Below are 15,916 nucleotides of genomic sequence, written 5' to 3' on the forward strand. Positions count from 1 at the left end.
CGTCGCGGCCCAGCCGTGCGCAGTGGATGGGTGCCCGTCAACGGTCGGGGCTGTACGAATGGGGGACCCGAACGGAGAACATATGAGAAGTCTATTTGAAGAGGTTCGAAGCGAGCAGAATGTCTTTGCTGCCTGGAGGCACGTTAAGCGGAGCGCTCTGACCTCCGGGAATACCGAAATCAAGGGCCAGGCTGCTGAGTTCGAACATGAACATCAGAAGCACCTCAGAAGACTGATTACCCAACTCAGGGAAGGCCGTTTTAAGTTCGACCCGGTCAAGGGTGTACTGAAGGACAAGAAAAAGAGGCTTTCGCAAGGCAAAGACCCGCGACCGATCGCTATTGCCACCTTACAGAACCGGGTGGTTCAAAGGGCAATTCTTCAGGTGTTGCAGCCTCGGGTTCTACTCGACCCCAAAGACCCTGATTCCCGATCGAACACGAAGATTGATGACCGCCTCGGCAAGATCAACGACGTGAACCATTCCAAGTACGGCGTCGGGGGCCTTATGAACCCCTACGGAGGCGTGCGCCCGGCAATCAGGTCGATAAGAGAGGCGATCGATGGTGGAGCGAAGTATTTCTACCAGTCGGATATCCGATCGTTCTTCACGAAGATTCCAACTGCCACCGTTGTGGGTTTTGTTCGCCGTGAGACACAGGATGACGCTCTGTCTGACCTGTTTGCGGCGGCACTGGAAGTTCACCTTGCCAATCCTGAAGAGCTCGAGGGCTACACCCAACTGTTCCCGAAGGGCGGGATCGGTGTTGCTCAAGGGTCGTCACTTTCAGCATTCGCCGGAAACGTGCTCCTCTACGACATGGATCATGCTCTAAACGATATGGGTGTGACCGCGATCCGCTACATCGACGACATACTAATGGTATCCCCAAAAGAAGCGGACCTAGAAGCCGCAATCAGTTGTGCTGAAAAAACGCTGACTGGCTTTGGTTTTGGACTGTACAAGGCTTCGGATGGTTCGGGAAAAGCCGATCGTGGGGAGTGCGCTAACTCGATCACCTTTCTTGGTTGCACGATCCAGCCAAACCGCTGCGTGCCGAGCAAGCAATCGGTGCAGAACATGCGAAACAGCGTGACAGAGGCCCTTTCCAACTCGAAGGCAGCCATTCGGGAAGCAATTCGTAAGGGCGGAGGCCTCGATATAAAGTTATCCCAGAGCGCTACTCTGGACGCCATTGGTAGGCGAATATATGGATGGCAAAAGGCGTTTGCGTTCTGCACCGATTTACAGCCGTTCCAACAGCTGGACGATCATGTCGCCACCCATATCCTCGACTATCAGGAATTCGTGCGGCGCAGCCTGAAGGGCAAAAGCGCTGAAATTCAGATGCTTGTGTATGGCATACCGTCCACGAGAGCTTTGTTTGCTGCCCATGGACGGGGGACCTAAACGGGGCAAGGCCCATTTCCTGACTGCGCGTGCCATTCAGGAGGATTAGCTGTATCGCGCGCCGCTCAACCATCTACGAAATCGCGGTGCGGTTCGGGCCTCACTCCCTTTCTTTCACGACATACCCTGCCACGACGTTCACCGCCCCCTGCGCCAGCGCAAGCCCTCCGGCGACGAGTGAAGCCCCCACCTCGCCCCCGCAGGCCTCGGACAGCCCCGGCAGCCAGGGCGCAATGATTGCGGCCACGATCGGGCCCAGAAGGCTGGTCCAGCCGACAGCAGCCATTTTCCGGGTAGGGCGAAGAGTGGGCTGATTGATCAGGTTCATGTTGGTCACTCCTTTGGTGGGTTTCAGGCCCGGTTGATCCAGTTGCGCACGACGAAGCCCGGGCAGGCTTTGGCGGCATGGTCGTTGTGGCCGGTGATGCGGGTGATGGCGGTCTCGGCGCGGATCGCGTCGATCAGACCGCGCAGGGCGCGATCCTGGGCGGCGGTGAAGTTGCGCTCGAAGGGATCGGTGGCGGCCGAACCCGCGCCGCCGATCAGGCAGATGTGGATGACGCCGCGATTGTGACCTTCGACCCCGGCGCCGATCTCGGTCTCTGCCCGGCCAGGCAGGATCGCACCGTCGCGATCGATCAGGTGGTGGTAGCCGATCTTGCGCCAGCCGCGTTCTTCGCGGTGCCAGCGGTCGATCTCCTTGCGCTTGGCGGTGAGGGGCTGTCCGCGCATCCAGTCCGGGTGAGTGGCGGCGCAATGGATGACGATCTCGTCCACGGGGTAGCGGACGCTGCCCTGGAAAATCATGGGCCCGGTTGGTGTTGAGGCGGCCGGATGCTTCAGGTTGCGGATAGCGCCGCCCTCGGCCGCAACCGCCTTGAGGGCGGCCTCAGTGCGCGAGCCGAAGAGGCCGTCGATCGCGCCGGTGTAGTAACCAAGGCGCGCCAGCGCCATTTGTAGGGCTTTCAGCGCATCGATTTGGTCGGTCATGAATTTGGTCCTTTCAGGCAAAGAAAAACCCACCGGAAAGGCGGGGCGCGGGGCGGTCTGGGCGGAGTTCAACCAGCGGCGGGTGGGTCCGGTGGGGAGCTTTGCACCTCCCGGGCGGCGGCGAGTTCGGCGGCAAGAAGGGCGCAGCGTTCGGAGAGGATCGCGATCTGCTGGCGCAATTCGGCGACATAGGCGGATGAGGCGGCAGGCGACATGGAGGCTCCTTTCAGGGTCAGAAGTCGGTCTCGAGGTAGAGGCCGGTGCATTCGAAGGCGACGGCCGCGGCGGTGGCGCCGTTGTTCAGGAAAAGGCGCGGGGCAAGGAAAGTCGCCGCCTGGGGCAAGTCGGTAGTCACTTCCTGTTCGAAGACGGCGCCCGTCAGCTCGTTCACCGCGCGCAGCCAGATCGAACTGCCCGCCGCCGGGCACCAGATCGTCCACGTGATCAACCCGGCCGTCGCGACCGGGAACCCGGCGCCGAGATCCACGAGGGTCGGCGCGCCGGTGGCGTCATTGCTGACCAGTTGCCAGTTCGTGTGCGTGCCGCGCTGGAAGCCGAGGCCGATCGCCTCCACGAGCGTGGAAAGCGTCGTTGTGACCGCCAAGGCCGCGACCGAGGACAACAGCCCGAAGAACCCCATTCCGGTTACCTGCAACGTGGTCAGGCTGATCCGAGCGACGAGGGTGAAGCCGCCGAGGCCAACGGCATTGCCCCGCCAACAGGCGGTGACAGCCGAGCGCTGATCGCAAACGGAGTCGACGACCGCGGCCGAGGTCAAGCGCCAGCGCCGGGAACTGGAGAGAAGCGTTCCCGCCGCCAAGGCGGGGTGGCTGACGGTGCCGACGCTGGTCAAGGCGATGCCCTGCGCGGCGATCGTTGTCGCGGAGACCGGGGCCCAGGCCCCGATCCGGTTCAGGCCCATGTGCGGCTGCAAGGGGAAGTCGCGCCCGGAAGGCCGGACGACTTCCAGCCAAGGGGCGCCCGCGCGCTGGCGGCCGTAGAGGGCAAGCCTGCCTGCCGGGGGCGATGCAGGCACGGCGGAGAGGCCCGGGATCACGATCGGCGCCGGGAACTCCGCCCGCCCGGTTGCCCGATCGATCACGAAGGCATCGAAGAAGGCTGAGCCGTTGGGCGACACCTTCAGAGTCACATCGTCCGTGCCCAAAAGCCCAAACAGCGCCCGCGCCGAAAACCCCGTCTTCAGAGCCAAGCTGGCATCATTCCCAACGGCGGCCTTGTTGATCGTCGCCTCATGCGATCCGCCCGCGTTGTTCAAAAGCGTGGCGGCGGCATTGACGCTGAGCCGGTTCGAAGCATCGGGCGAGGCGCCACCAAGCCCAAGACCCAAAGCAGTGATGTTCGCCGCGGCCGCGCCGATCGCGGTGACGCTGGCCGCAAAGGTGATCGTGGGCGTGTTGATGATGGTGCTGCCCAGCGCTCCGGCAATGGTTGAGCCCAAGTTGATCACCGTCGTCGACCCGGCCGCGCCGCCAGTGCCCAGGTTCACCGTCTTGGTGACCCCGGTCGTCGTGCCGCCGGTGCCGATGCCATAGGTGGCAGTCGTCGTCGCGGTGCCGATCGTCACCGAGGCGTTCGAGAAGGTCGTGGCCCCCGCGAAGGTCTGCGCGGCGTTGCCGAGATGGGCGAGGGTCGCCGATAGGTTCGGCAGGGTGAATGTGCGGGTCGTGCCCGCCGAGAGGCCAGAGAGATCGAAGGCCGCGAGCCGCGTCGGATCGGCATCATCGGCCAGGCGGAAGAGGTTGTCGGGGAAGGGGAGCCCCGCCTGCCGGACCCAGACCCCGCCAAGAAAGGTCAGGGCAGCATCGGTGGTACGATCCCAGACAGACCAGCCTTCCGCGGGCGGATAGAAAGCCCAGGCCCCATCCTGCCAGGCGGCGATCGCCAAGGCTTGGCCCGCCCAGGCGCCAGTCGGTGCCGCGCCTACGACATAGCGGGCACCATCGACCGGCGATCCTGGCGGGGTGTTCAGGCCGCTGCTTTCCACGGCGGGCTGCACGAGGGCATCGAGGGCGCGGAAGGCCTCGTTGACGGTGATATGCTTCTGCGCCTGGTTCGCCTCGAGAAAGGTCAGGCGGATGTTCGGGGTGTCGGCCATGGGGCCTCCGGATCAAAGGGTGATGTCGAGGATCGCGCCCCGGCCCAGGGCGCCGGTTTGCGCGACGCGCACTGAAAGGGGGCCGGAAACCGGGGCGCCGAAGTCGAAGGTTTGCATCGCGGCCGTGTAGATGAAGGCGGGCGTGGTGAGACCCGTGGCGGTTCGCACGACCGTGGCGCCGTTCAGGATATCGATCTCGTAGCTCTCGGCCGCCTCGCCCAGCGGCACTTCGGTCAAGGCCCAGTTGTCGCCCGCGAAGGCCCGGGTGCGGCGGGTCCAGCTGAGGGCGATATCGCCGCCGGGCAGATTGAGCCGCCGGGCATGACAAGGCCGCCAGGGGCGCAAACCGCGGGCCGTGGGTGCAAAGGCGACGGCCAGATTCGCCGGATCGCCCGCGGGCTTACTTGAGGCGCCGATCCGCCAGTTCCAGGCTGCGCCATAATCGGCACTGCCGATCGGCAGGGGTTTGACCCCGCCGTCCAGCACGACGACACGCGCCCCGGCCGGGGCAGGATTGGCGATCGCGTCCTCAGTGCCCAGAAGCCCGCGCAAGAGCCGGGTCAGCCGCCAGCGCCCGGGCGATTGCAGGCTGGCGGTCGCGAACCCCACGATCTCCCAGAGATCAGGCGCGGTCTCGATTGCCACCCAGTTCGTGCCGGAAAACACGGCCGCATCGCTGACGCTGGCGAACTGGCCTGCGATCATGTCGACCCAAAGCTCGTTGCCGCGGTCGAAGCGGTTGGTCGGCCCCGCATAGAAGGGGAAGGCGAGGGTGCCGAACCAGCCGGGCCGGGCGATGGTGGTCAGGACCGCGAAACCATCGGTCGTGGCCGATCGCCAGACCGCCGCCGTGCCATACCACGGAGCGGCATGGGCGGCGGCATAAGGCTGCCAGTCCGGGAAATCTTCCGACAGCTGCGGCAGGTTCATCAAGGCAACCAGGGGCGGCCCATAGACGGCCTTCGCGCCCGAAGTCGCGCCTCGATCGCTACCCGGCGCCAGATCGTAAAGCGCGCGATCCGACCGGCGCGCCTCGACTCGCCTTCCTGCGCCGTCGGTGATCGAGGTCAGGGCGAATTCGATCAGGCGGTTGTCGTGATCGAGCAGGATCACATCGGCCGGGTCCAGCGCGAGGCGCGATGGCGGGAGGGTGAAGCTCGCCTTCTCGCGGCCGACCCAGGCCTCGAACAGGGCCCGTCGGACCCCGCGTTCGGCGGCGCCACTGGTCGAGGCGATCGGCAGTTGCTCTGCGGAAATCCGGGCCGTGTCGACAGTAATCCGGCGGGCCTCGACCGTGATCCCGGCAAATTCCTCATCCCGCGCCATCAGGCGCCATTTGAGGGCGAGTGGCAGTTCGGTTTCTTGAGCCCGGGTCAATTCCAGATCCTCGGCCTCGCGGCTGGCGGCAACCAGCGTGTCAAGGGTGATCGTGGCGACCGGCAGTTGCCCACGCATGCGGAAGCGGATTTTGCCCTCGGCCTCGAAGGCATCGAAACCGAAGAGGCGGGCGAGGGTCTCGATTGAGGCACGGGGGCTTTCGATCGCGTTGACGGCGAAGCCCGGCACAGACCCGGCAAGATCGCTGACGTCCAAATCGGACGCGGCCAGCCCAGCGCGGGCGCAAAGCTCAGCGACCAGTTCGGCAAGGCCGGTTGCCCCGGCGCGCCCCGTGAGCCAATGGCCGAGGCGCCAGTTCTCGGCATCGGACCAGACGTCGCTGCGGGCAGGGAAGGCCGGGAAGGGCCGGGCATCCCATGTCCAGAGGGCAATCTCGGCCGTCTCGATCATGCGGCCGGAATAGAGGCTGGCGGCCGGGTTGTTGGCCGGGTTGGCCCAGTAGCCGATCAAGGCTTCGGCATAGCGGCGCTGGATGAACTCGTCGGGCCAGCCTCGCGAGAAGTGTGGCAGCAGGGATTCCGACGACTTCGGGTCGACAAAGACGTTCGGCTGGTTCGTGCCGCGATCGACGCACGGCGCACCCGCTTCGGTGAAGCGGATCGGCTTTGATCCTGGCACCCAAGCCGTCGGCCCGCCGCTTTCCACGCCGCCTGGGCGATTGATATGCGGCTGGCTCCACCAGTTCCGCAGGTCCTTCGGGCGAAATACCCAAGGCTTGCCCGCACCATCGGTGATCGCCGTCCGCGTCTGAGAAATCCTGTCGGCCGAGGAGGCATAGAACCAGTCGTAGCCTTCGCCACCTTCGATGTTGGCCTGTAGATAGGCGGACTGCTGCGGGCCCTGCCAACCGGCCAGGGCGTCGAGGTGATCGTCGCCGTCGCGCCAGTCGGAGAGCGGCAGGTAGTTGTCGATGGCCACGAAATCCACATGCGGTGAAGCCCAGAGCGGATCGAGGTGGAAGAAGACATCGCCCGAACCGTCTGCCGGTTGGTGGCCGAAGTATTCCGACCAGTCAGCGGCATAGCTGACCTTGGTGACAGGCCCGAGGATGGCGCTGACATCGGCGGCCAGTTGCACGAAGGCGGTGACGGCGGGATAGGTGGAAGCGCCTGAGCGGATTTGCGTGAGACCGCGCATCTCGGTGCCGATCAGGAAGGCATCGACGCCCCCGGCCGCGGCGCATAGGTGGGCATAGTGCAGGATCATCCTGCGCAGGCCCCAATCGCTAACGCTGCCAGTGAAGCTGACTGTCGTGCCTGAGACCGCAAACTGCCCGGGCGCGGCGGTGCCAAAGAAGGCCGCAACCTGCGCCCCTGCTGCGGCCGTCTTGTCGACAGTGCCCGCGAAACCCGCGGCGGGGGCGCAGGTGATCCGCCCGCGCCAGGGATAGACCGGCTGGCCGGGCGCGATGCCGTTCGGCGAATAGGGGTTCGGCAGGGTGTTGGCCGCCGAGATGTCCATCAGGATGAAGGGGTAGAAGGTGACGCGCTTGCCCCGCGCCTTCAGGTCTTGGATGGCTTGCACGACGGCCGCATCGGTGGGCGTGCCGCCATAGGCCGGGCCTCCATCGACAGTGGAGACCACATGCGCCCCGGTGCGTGTGACGCCATTCACCCGCCAGATCATGGGCGTGGTGGTCTTGGTGGTGGATTCGACGCCCGGCTTGATCTGGCAGCTTCCTGCCCGAAGGTCAGTGCCGAACCAGGACACAACGAGGGAGACGGCCTCGCACTCCGGCAGGGCGGCATCCAGCCGGTTCAGAGAAGCGATCAGATCGGGCAGGCCTTCGACGCTGTTCTCGTTCTCCGGGGTGGAGGTGCCATTGCCACCCGAAGACCCCCAGAGACCCGGCGCGGCCGTGGTGCGGGTGACCGTCTCGGTCGCATAGACGAACTCGCCCGCGGAAGGGATCAGGTTCACTGCCTTCACCAGTCGTTCCATGGCGCCGGGATCGGGAGAGGGGCGGATCACCTCAAAGGACAACTGGGGCAGGCGGTTCCCGAAACTCTCGAGCGCCAGATCCTCGAACACGACATAGGCCACGCCGCGATAGGCTGGGGCCTGCCCAGCGCCTTCCTTCGCTTCGATGAACGGATCGGGCATTTGGGCCTCGGACCCAAGATGCACCCGGATCACGGCGCCCGGAACGTCGAAGGGTTTGCCGTCGGCCCAGATGCGGCAGACGCCGCCGATCGGCCCTTCACACAGCGCCACGGCGAAGGAGGAGTAGTAGCGATAGCCTTCGGTCAAGACCTTCGGCCCACCGCCCTTGCCCCCGCCTTGGGTCTGGCGGAACTGCTCCTCGCGGAAATCGGTCGCCCAGATGATATTCCCGCCCAGCCGCATCGTGCCGTAGAGCCGCGGGATCACCGCGCCTTCGGTGGCCGAGGTCAGCCGCAGATCGTCAAGCTTGGCCCCTTCGATCCGCTGATCGGGTGCGAGGGAGCCGATGATCAGGCTGTCGATGACGGAGCCTGCGAAAGACCCGATCGCGCCGCCGATCGTGGCGGCGCTGAAGCCGAGAAGCGCACCACCGAAGGCGCTGCCGATTGCGGAACCGGCGGCGGCGAGGAGCATGGTTGCCATGGGTATCAGCCTGGAAAGAGGAAAGCCGCCACGGCGCGGCGGCGCCAGGGCAGGGTGAAGGGTTCGCGCGTGACGCCGGTGGTCTCGCGGGCGTGGATCAGAGCCAGCAAATCGTCGGGCCCCGGCACGAGGATGCCGCAGTGCTTGGCCGGGCCGCTTGCGACCATGCGGAAGAGGATGAGCGCCCCGGGTGCGGCCGCGCCTAACGGGATCTCGATCAGGAAGGACCGGGCGGCCTCGCACATCACTTCGCGGCCGCTGCTTTCGCCCCAATCGCGGGTATAGGGCGGCGGGGCGACGGGTTCGGCCCCGTGCAGATCGCGCCAGATGCCTCGGGCAAGCCCGAGGCAATCGGTGCCTAGACCCCGAGCTGAGGCCTGATGCAGGTAAGGCGTGCCGAGCCAGCTTTCCGCGATCGCCACCACCCGGGCGGGATCGGCCAGGGTGCGGGTCTCAGCCATCTGCGACGGGGCGCAAGGGCGCGCCGGAGTTGGCGTCGGTCTCGTTCGGGTAGCGGGTGACCAGATCGTCGCCGGGGATGGAAGGGAAGCCGCGGAAATTGATCGCATTGCCGAACCGGTCGCGGCAGGTGGCGTGGCGCTTGTCGCAGCCTGCGGTGATCGCAAAGGCGTCGCCTGGCGCTATAGGGCGCACCGGCGCTTCCATCAGGGTGATCGTGGCCGTGCCGCTAGCAAGCGTGTGACCCGCCACTTCCGTCCGCCGCCCGGAATTGGCGCCAGAGGTCCATTCCACCACCCCGAAATCGAACCAGCCGCTCGCGAACCCACCAAGGCCCGCGGCCACGGTGAACCGTCGATCGCCGACCGTCGCCGTGACCGACCCCGTGCCGCGATACAGGGCGCTGGTCAGGTTCACCCCGCAGCGCGGATCGCCCAGCGTCGCGTCGCAGAAATACTGGAATGTCCGGCCGACCGGCTGGTTCAAGAGATGCGCCAGAGCCCGAACCTCGGCGGTGAAGGCGTGCCGCCCCCGCCTGATCTCGCCGATGCTGCCGCGCCTCATCAGCACGCGCTGGCTGACCGCCTGCCAGTTCACGAGCCAGACCTCGACGGCCGCATTGTCCCAGAGGCCATCGGCGATATCGGTCTCGGTAATCCGGTCTGACCGCAGCGCGCCTTGGACGTCTTGGGCGTCAACCGACAGATCGCCCAAGCTTCTGATCTCGCTGGCCGCGAAACCGGTCTCGGGTTCGAAACTGGTCCCCGCGAAGGCCAGCACCCGGTCATGATCGGTAAACCCGAAGACAGCGCCATCGCGCCTTTGCAATCGCCAGCACCCAGCAATAGTGGTGGTGCCTTCATCCAGATGCGCCTGGAAGCCCGCAGGCAGGGTCTTCATGGGGTGCGGTCCTGTTGTTCAAGGCGGCCGACGGCAGCGCCAATGCGGGCGATGTTCTCGTCGAGGCGGATCATCCGCTCTTCGATCACGGCGATGGCGCGTACCGCTTCGGCCACGTCGCGAATTTGCTCGGGTCGGATCATGGCCAGATCGTCCAGTTGTCGTTCTAGCATGGCGACGCGGGTGTTGATGATCCCGGCCCACCAGATTGCCGCCCCGCCTTGGGCAGAAAGGGCGAGGGCAAGACTGACATAGGCGACATAGCCCATGGTGTTGCGGTCTTTGGGTGGGGTCATCGGCGCACCTCGATCAGGGGAATGGAGGGAATGGAACCGGTGCGTTCGATGTCGAGCGTGACGGGCAACTCGTCGGTGTCGAACCGCACCGGCACGTCGAATTCGAACCCTGCTCGGATCACCGCGCCGGTGGTGGGCGCCGCGGCGAAGGTGACGATCCCGGTGGTGGTGTTGATCGACCAGCCCGATCCCTGCGCCACCCCGTTCAGCGAAACCGTGACTGTTCCCGCCACAGGCTTCAGGATCGCCCGCGCCCAAGATTGCGCGCCGGAGGCATAGGTCTTGGTCAGGGCAAAGGTGGTGGCCGATCCGTTGCCGGTGGCTATGATCTGGTCGGTGGGCGCGGGCGCGGCCGAAGGCAGGCAGGATTTGTAGTCGGACCAATCCTTGAATCGGAACGCATGCAGGCGGCCGTTGCGAGCCTCGAAAAAGGCAACGACCGCGGCCAGATCGTCAGCCCGGCGCACGCCATAGGAGACATCGTAGCGCCGCCGCGAGTTTGCCCAGGAGGCGTTGCGTTCCTCGTCGCCCGAGGCCAATTCGACAATCCGGGTGCGCCGTTCTGGCCCGCCCTTTGCGCCCCGGCTGATCCCGTCCGGAAACCGTATCTCGTGAAACGCCATTCAGCTGCTCCTTCGGCCATAGGCCACGGCCCGGGCGATGTCGGAGGCGACTTGCGCGCGGGAGGCGCGGAAGCTCTCGGCATCGCGGGCATAGATATTGACGGTGGTGCCCGCGCCCCTCTCCCAGGCGCGGGTCTCGGCACGGTTCAGAACGCGTTCGCCGCGCAGAAGGACGGCGGCATATTCGTCGGAGCCAAGGCCCATTCCGCCGCCATTGTGGAAGCGTGGGGCAGCGGCCAGCGCAGCCGCGGGGATCATCATACTGGCGGGGCCGGGCACCCGGCCGCCAGCGTGATAGACCCCGGCGGAAATCGATCCGCCGCCAATGCCCCCGCCGATCCCGCCCAGAACACCGCCCAGCGCCGAGGCGAGGGGCCCGAAGACGAAGCGGCGGAAGGCGATCTTGGCCAGATCGGCGATGATCGAGGTGGCAAGGCTCGAGAAGTCCAGCTTCCCTGTGCGGACGAACTCGGCGACGGCCTCTTCGCCCGCCCGAAAAGCGCTGGTGATCGCCTCACCCACGCCGCCGCCCCAATTGGCGGCCTCGGCTGCGTAGGTGGAGAGCGCCTCGCTGACGGCGGCCCACCCGGTGGCGGCAATATCCGCCGCGGCGGCAACTTCTTCGGCCGTCCGCAACGGTCCTCCGCCGCCGCCCGCGCCACCTTCAGCCGGATCGTCGGGCGTGATCGAAATTTGCAGCGCGCGATCACGGACGTCGTTGAAGTATTCCGAGAGCGGCGAGCCTGAGACGATGCCGCGGATTTGCGCCGCCAAGGCCGCGCGACGTTCCGCATCCCGGGCGGCATAGGGGTTTGCCACGCTGTCGATCCGAAACGTCGCCGGGTCCAGTGTGGACAGCGCCGGATCAAGCCCGACCGCTTCCAGCGCTGCGTTTGCCGCCTCGGCCAGAGCGTTGATCCCGGCCAGCGCCTTCTCGATCATCCAGTTGACGGCATCGATGACCGCATTCGCGGCCACGACCGCAAGGGCGCCGACTGCATCCGGCACCCCCTGAAAGGCATAGGTCGCACCCGCCGCTGCGACCTTGAAGGCGTTGATGACGAGGTCGCCCATCCAGATCACGCCGTCGACAATCCGCTCCCAGGCCCAATCGGCCCAGGCGACGGCATTGTCCCACCAGCCGCGGATCGTGTCGAAGACCGGCTTGCCGATCTGGTAGATGTTCTCTGCGAAGACCTGCCAGGCGGCCTGGGCGACGTCGGTGAAACTGACCTGCGCGCCGGTGGTCTCATTGATCTCGTTGCGCATCCCTGCAATCGCAGCCGAGCCCAGCGCCACGGCAGCCGTTACCAGCGGGAAGCGCCCGGCGACTTGCAGCACCCCTTGGCCGAGGGTTCGTGCCATACCGCCCAGATCGCGGAAGAGGGCGCCGACGCCACCATTCCCAAAGCCATAAATCTGAGAAATCTGGCTGCCTTGCTGCGCCATGACCATGAAGGGATTCATGCCGCCTGCGAGCGACACGCCAATATCCTGAAGCTGAAAGGACAGGTTTGCCATGCGGTGGCTGGCGTTGCGGGTCGCCGTGCTCATCCCGCCCAGCGCGGTGGTTCGGCCCTTGATTGCCGCGATGCTGGCCAGCGTTGCCCGCCGTTCCCGCGAAATCGCCGCCGTCATCTCTTCGGCCGAGATTGCCCCGACGCGATGGGCCTGCCGGATCTCGGTCAGGGTGGTCCGGTAATCCCGAACCACCGCGAAGAGCGGGTTGTGCTTGGCCCGCAGGTCATCAAGGGCTCGGCCATAGGCGGCAACATCGGCCGCATCGCGCGCCATGCCGCCCGACACGCCGGTGGATCGGTTCACCGTGTTCATGACCGAGCCCGATACCGCGCCCGCCTGACGCAAGGCGCTGGCCGCCCGCGCAGCGCGATCTGCAAGGTCCTGCATCTGGCGCATGGCCTCGCCTGCTGAAACCCCGGCCGCGTTCAATCCCGCCGCCGCCCGCGGGCCCGCCGCTTCGATCAGGGTCATCGCCCGGGCGCCTTCCTGGCCGATGCCGACCAGTTCGGCCTTCAGCGCTTGGCCGCCGGTCGCGACAAGGCGCACCGAGACCCGGCGTTCAGATCGGCCGGTCATGATCCAGTCTCGTCATGGTTTTGGGCTCTCACTTGGGCGTTGATGCCGCGCACGGCGTAGGGTTCGATCAGGGGCAGAAGCTCAGCCGCGATCAGCCGGTTCAGGCCCAGCGCCTCGGCCATGGCCAAGGCGGCCGTCATGTCCCAGCCGACCACCCCGCCGGGGATGGCGCGAAACTGGCCGCGGAGGGACTGGGCGAGTTCCCAGACCTGCCAGGCCTCGAAGGTGCGGGGGCGGTGGAGGTCAGCGGGGCAGGCGGGGCAGGGCTTTACGCATCCGGCGCAGTAGCCTTCGCCCCCGCCGAAGTGCCATTCGGCAAGGGCGCGGAGGCGTTTCCCTCATCGGCCAGGATCAGGCCCTTGGCGACATAGTCCGTCTGGAAACGCTGGAAGAGCGGGAAGAGGTCGAGAAGGGCGGCGACGGCTTCGGGCGTCGGCGGCACCGGATAGCCCTCGGCATTGCCGACGCCTTCCCAGTCTAGGATGGCGAGCGACCCGATCGCCTTGGCCAGGGCGACGGCCACCTGATCGGCCGGGGCGTCTTCGGGAAGGCTGGCCACTTGGCTGTCGCTGCGGGCGGCGCCGATCAGGGCGGAGGTCAGGGGGGCAAGGCGCAAGCGGACCCCGCCGCCGAGGTCGAGCCAGGCGGGTTCAGGGGATAGGTTCAGGCGGATCATGGGAAGGCTCCGTGTTGGGGGATCAGTAGGATGCGGTCGTGTTGACGAGGACGGCGGTGCACATGCGGGCGGGGGACGTGGCCCGGGCTGCCTGCCATTCAAAAGTGGCCTGCACGCCCTGCGGCCCGTTGATCGGGATGCGGGGCCGCGGCAGATAGGCGGCGTGGACGGTGAAGGTGAGGGACGCGTTCGCCCCGAGGCTCCAGGCGAAGACCAGTTCACAGGGGTCACCGGCGATCGCTTGGTTCACCAGCGTCAGATCTGCAAAGCGGGCTTCGATCGATCCCGTGAGGGCCGTCATCGATGGGTCCAGCCCCTCGAGAAGCCCGTCGTTGCGAATGGTCTCGATCCGGTCGAGGTTGTTGGCATAGGACACCTGCGCCGAGACGATGTTGCCCAGCGCGGCCCCGTTCCGCGTGATTGAGCCTTGGAAGTTCCCGAAGCGTTGCAGGGGCAGGGTGGCGTCGGTCAGGACACCGGCGGCCGTGGTGGCCGCAACCGTCTCGCCGCGGCCGATCAGGCCGACTGTAGCCGTCAAGAGCCCAGACCGTTGCGATTGCCACTGGATGCGATCGGCCACGAGCCCGGAATACATCGCGAACCGCGGCACATCGGGCATCTGCGTCTCAATCGCCATGCTGGGCAGAGTGAAGCCGCCCGACTGGAAGGTATGGGTCCGTGGCGTCGTGCCCGTCGTGGTGGGCTGCCCGAAGATCGCCTTCAGCCAGAAGCCAAGGTTCTCGGCGTCCATCGGAATGACGACATCGCCATCGACATTGACTGCATCGCGGATCGGCGCCTGCGGGTCGCGGCCGTAGCCGAGGAGTTCAGGCGACAAGAGACCCTGTTCGGAGCCGAGCGTCGTCGTTGCAAAGGGCATCCGGCGATAGCCGCTGGCGGGCGGCGTGCCGTAAACGGATTCGAAGGCGAACGCGACTTGCGTCCGCGCGCCGGGCTGGCGGGCCATGGATCAGTCCTTTCGGAGTTGGTCAGAGAAGCGGGTCGGTTGTGGCGTAGGCGAGGATCACCGGGATCACCGTGGCCTTCAGACCCTCGTTGCCGTCGATTGCCAGCAGCACCGGTTCCGGCGCCTCGGGCGTTATGTAGTCGCAGAGACCGCCGAGCGTCCGATCTGCGGCAAGCGCCGTGCCGATTGTAAGGCGGAGTGCGTCGAACGCGGCATCCCGGGCGGCCGGGGTTCCGTCCACCACCACTTCGATCTCGGCCCGATGCTCGTAGTAATAGCCGGGCGGCGACAGCCACACCTCCGGTGGCCCCGGGTCGCCATCGCGCAGGATCACCACCCCGGCCGCAGGTACCTTCTCGGGCAGGATCGCATTGCGCAGGACCTTGGCCCCGGGAGGCATCGCGCCGGACAATAGGCTATGAAGCGACGCGAGCAGGCGCTCGGTCGTGGATTGCGTGGGCATGGGGTGGGGTTCCGGCGTCGAGGCTGTTCCTAAAAGGCCCAGCGGGTCATTATAAAAATGTCAGATCGATGCCCGGGCGATATCCCATTCACCAAGCCTAGATTAGATCATCACCTTCAGCATCTCTTCTGATTTGGTCTGCCGTGTAGGTTTGGAGACCATGGCCTTCCCTGATAACATGCCGAACAAGCTTCGTGAGTTTCTCAACTTGACCTTCGAGAGAAGATTGACCTGACTTGATCAGTTCTTCGAGCGTCGTTTCAACAGTTTGCTTTGTCTCAGGTTGGGTAAGCTCTGATGCAAGGCGATCTTCCCAGTACTTTCTGACTGCCTTCGCCAAGGGGTAGTCATAGCCTCGAAATGGCCGAAGGTAGACGACCCCACCCCTCCTATTTTCGACACGGAAGACAACACCTGATTTCACTTGTGCGAAAATATCTGAGAGCCGTTCCTTGGCTTCCGTTGCCGCAATCGCCACCCAGACGTCCGGGGCGTCGTCGCGCTGGCAAGCCACAAGAAAGCTGGAGTCAGTCTGATCCTTGACCCGAACAATCGCCTCACCGGAGGCGACTTCGCGCATGTATCTCGACCAGTGAGTCTTGAAGGTGCTTTGTGCGATAGTCTTGCGGATTGGTGACTTTGACATTTGCGCCTCGGAAGTGCGATTGGCTTTACTAGTTGTTTAGACCGGTCAAATCAACTAGTCAATACGACTCGTGGAGCGCTTCGCGTCAGGTGCTGATCATTGCTCAGTTACCAACTCGCTGCGTTGAGTTTCATGACAGATTATTGATTTTCTGAGACTAAACTAACCTCCACGCCCCCAAGATCGCCCCCGGCAGTCGGACCGTTGCTTCTCGCGCCAACCCGTCGAGGTCCAGCTTCTTCGGCATCTTCACCTGCCGCAGCAGTAGGAACACCGGCACCGTCTGGG

The 15,916-nt window shown here is 65.5% G+C and carries 17 protein-coding genes; 1 reads left to right on the forward strand and 16 read right to left on the reverse strand.

The annotated features are described in order from the left end of the window. Positions 1–1,411: reverse transcriptase domain-containing protein (locus CG50_RS14785; RefSeq protein ID WP_211248639.1), on the forward strand; the 1,411-nt coding region annotated here is incomplete at its 5' end. 100 nt (positions 1,412–1,511) lie between these two features. On the opposite strand, the gene CG50_RS14790 is transcribed toward CG50_RS14785, so the two are convergent. The 16 genes from CG50_RS14790 to CG50_RS17450 form a co-directional block, all read right to left on the reverse strand. Further along, entirely contained in the window at positions 1,512–1,739 is a 228-nt protein-coding gene (locus tag CG50_RS14790; protein ID WP_036640030.1) for a hypothetical protein, read from the reverse strand. Positions 1,740–1,762: 23 nt separating this feature from the next. Continuing rightward, the gene (locus CG50_RS14795) at positions 1,763–2,401 is read right to left on the reverse strand and encodes a peptidoglycan recognition protein family protein (RefSeq protein WP_051910059.1); all 639 of its coding nucleotides are present in this window, start codon (positions 2,399–2,401) and stop codon (positions 1,763–1,765) included. A 68-nt stretch (positions 2,402–2,469) separates the two neighbouring features. Then, positions 2,470–2,616 carry a hypothetical protein gene (locus CG50_RS17255; RefSeq protein WP_169743356.1) on the reverse strand — a complete coding sequence of 49 codons (147 nt, stop codon included), beginning with the start codon at positions 2,614–2,616 and terminating at the stop codon, positions 2,470–2,472. A 17-nt stretch (positions 2,617–2,633) separates the two neighbouring features. Beyond that, complete coding sequence (locus CG50_RS14800; RefSeq protein WP_036640032.1) at positions 2,634–4,517, reverse strand: DUF2793 domain-containing protein; 1,884 nt, start codon at positions 4,515–4,517, stop codon at positions 2,634–2,636. 12 nt (positions 4,518–4,529) lie between these two features. Continuing rightward, on the reverse strand, positions 4,530–8,501 hold the full coding sequence (locus CG50_RS14805; RefSeq protein WP_036640035.1) for a baseplate multidomain protein megatron: 3,972 nt from the start codon (positions 8,499–8,501) through the stop codon (positions 4,530–4,532). A 5-nt stretch (positions 8,502–8,506) separates the two neighbouring features. Continuing rightward, complete coding sequence (locus CG50_RS14810; protein ID WP_036640038.1) at positions 8,507–8,962, reverse strand: C40 family peptidase; 456 nt, start codon at positions 8,960–8,962, stop codon at positions 8,507–8,509. Continuing rightward, a complete protein-coding gene (locus CG50_RS14815) occupies positions 8,955–9,860 on the reverse strand; it encodes a DUF2163 domain-containing protein (protein WP_036640040.1) in 906 nt (301 codons plus the stop codon). Before CG50_RS14815 ends, CG50_RS14810 begins: the two co-directional genes overlap by 8 nt. Beyond that, positions 9,857–10,156 carry a hypothetical protein gene (locus CG50_RS14820; RefSeq protein WP_081880473.1) on the reverse strand — a complete coding sequence of 100 codons (300 nt, stop codon included), beginning with the start codon at positions 10,154–10,156 and terminating at the stop codon, positions 9,857–9,859. Before CG50_RS14820 ends, CG50_RS14815 begins: the two co-directional genes overlap by 4 nt. After that, entirely contained in the window at positions 10,153–10,779 is a 627-nt protein-coding gene (locus tag CG50_RS14825) for a DUF2460 domain-containing protein (protein ID WP_036640045.1), read from the reverse strand. The genes CG50_RS14820 and CG50_RS14825 overlap by 4 nt, the downstream gene beginning before the upstream one ends. Continuing rightward, complete coding sequence (locus tag CG50_RS14830) at positions 10,780–12,876, reverse strand: phage tail tape measure C-terminal domain-containing protein (protein WP_036640047.1); 2,097 nt, start codon at positions 12,874–12,876, stop codon at positions 10,780–10,782. Then, a complete protein-coding gene (locus CG50_RS17495; protein WP_449295443.1) occupies positions 12,873–13,031 on the reverse strand; it encodes a DUF7697 family protein in 159 nt (52 codons plus the stop codon). The genes CG50_RS14830 and CG50_RS17495 overlap by 4 nt, the downstream gene beginning before the upstream one ends. Before the next feature lie 113 nt (positions 13,032–13,144). Beyond that, the gene (locus CG50_RS14835; RefSeq protein WP_036640049.1) at positions 13,145–13,552 is read right to left on the reverse strand and encodes a hypothetical protein; all 408 of its coding nucleotides are present in this window, start codon (positions 13,550–13,552) and stop codon (positions 13,145–13,147) included. 22 nt (positions 13,553–13,574) lie between these two features. Next, positions 13,575–14,519 carry a phage tail tube protein gene (locus CG50_RS14840; protein ID WP_036640051.1) on the reverse strand — a complete coding sequence of 315 codons (945 nt, stop codon included), beginning with the start codon at positions 14,517–14,519 and terminating at the stop codon, positions 13,575–13,577. 22 nt (positions 14,520–14,541) lie between these two features. Beyond that, a complete protein-coding gene (locus tag CG50_RS14845; protein WP_036640053.1) occupies positions 14,542–14,982 on the reverse strand; it encodes a hypothetical protein in 441 nt (146 codons plus the stop codon). Between the two features lie 97 nt (positions 14,983–15,079). Next, the gene (locus CG50_RS16925; protein WP_152559554.1) at positions 15,080–15,562 is read right to left on the reverse strand and encodes a hypothetical protein; all 483 of its coding nucleotides are present in this window, start codon (positions 15,560–15,562) and stop codon (positions 15,080–15,082) included. Positions 15,563–15,785: 223 nt separating this feature from the next. After that, positions 15,786–15,908 (reverse strand): hypothetical protein, encoded by a 123-nt coding sequence (locus CG50_RS17450; protein WP_338048289.1) that lies wholly within the window; start codon positions 15,906–15,908, stop codon positions 15,786–15,788. Positions 15,909–15,916 lie beyond the last annotated feature (8 nt).

The organism is Paenirhodobacter enshiensis, assembly GCF_000740785.1.
GTDB classification, from domain to species: domain Bacteria; phylum Pseudomonadota; class Alphaproteobacteria; order Rhodobacterales; family Rhodobacteraceae; genus Rhodobacter; species Rhodobacter enshiensis.

Excerpts from the sequence above, each read along its gene's own strand:
- CG50_RS14790 (WP_036640030.1), bottom strand. The coding sequence starts at position 1,739 with ATGAACCTGATCAATCAGCCCACTCTTCGCCCTACCCGGAAAATGGCT.
- CG50_RS14795 (WP_051910059.1), bottom strand. The coding sequence starts at position 2,401 with ATGACCGACCAAATCGATGCGCTGAAAGCCCTACAAATGGCGCTGGCG.
- CG50_RS17255 (WP_169743356.1), bottom strand. The coding sequence starts at position 2,616 with ATGTCGCCTGCCGCCTCATCCGCCTATGTCGCCGAATTGCGCCAGCAG.
- CG50_RS14800 (WP_036640032.1), bottom strand. The coding sequence starts at position 4,517 with ATGGCCGACACCCCGAACATCCGCCTGACCTTTCTCGAGGCGAACCAG.
- CG50_RS14805 (WP_036640035.1), bottom strand. The coding sequence starts at position 8,501 with ATGGCAACCATGCTCCTCGCCGCCGCCGGTTCCGCAATCGGCAGCGCC.
- CG50_RS14810 (WP_036640038.1), bottom strand. The coding sequence starts at position 8,962 with ATGGCTGAGACCCGCACCCTGGCCGATCCCGCCCGGGTGGTGGCGATC.
- CG50_RS14815 (WP_036640040.1), bottom strand. The coding sequence starts at position 9,860 with ATGAAGACCCTGCCTGCGGGCTTCCAGGCGCATCTGGATGAAGGCACC.
- CG50_RS14820 (WP_081880473.1), bottom strand. The coding sequence starts at position 10,156 with ATGACCCCACCCAAAGACCGCAACACCATGGGCTATGTCGCCTATGTC.
- CG50_RS14825 (WP_036640045.1), bottom strand. The coding sequence starts at position 10,779 with ATGGCGTTTCACGAGATACGGTTTCCGGACGGGATCAGCCGGGGCGCA.
- CG50_RS14830 (WP_036640047.1), bottom strand. The coding sequence starts at position 12,876 with ATGACCGGCCGATCTGAACGCCGGGTCTCGGTGCGCCTTGTCGCGACC.
- CG50_RS14835 (WP_036640049.1), bottom strand. The coding sequence starts at position 13,552 with ATGATCCGCCTGAACCTATCCCCTGAACCCGCCTGGCTCGACCTCGGC.
- CG50_RS14840 (WP_036640051.1), bottom strand. The coding sequence starts at position 14,519 with ATGGCCCGCCAGCCCGGCGCGCGGACGCAAGTCGCGTTCGCCTTCGAA.
- CG50_RS14845 (WP_036640053.1), bottom strand. The coding sequence starts at position 14,982 with ATGCCCACGCAATCCACGACCGAGCGCCTGCTCGCGTCGCTTCATAGC.
- CG50_RS16925 (WP_152559554.1), bottom strand. The coding sequence starts at position 15,562 with ATGCGCGAAGTCGCCTCCGGTGAGGCGATTGTTCGGGTCAAGGATCAG.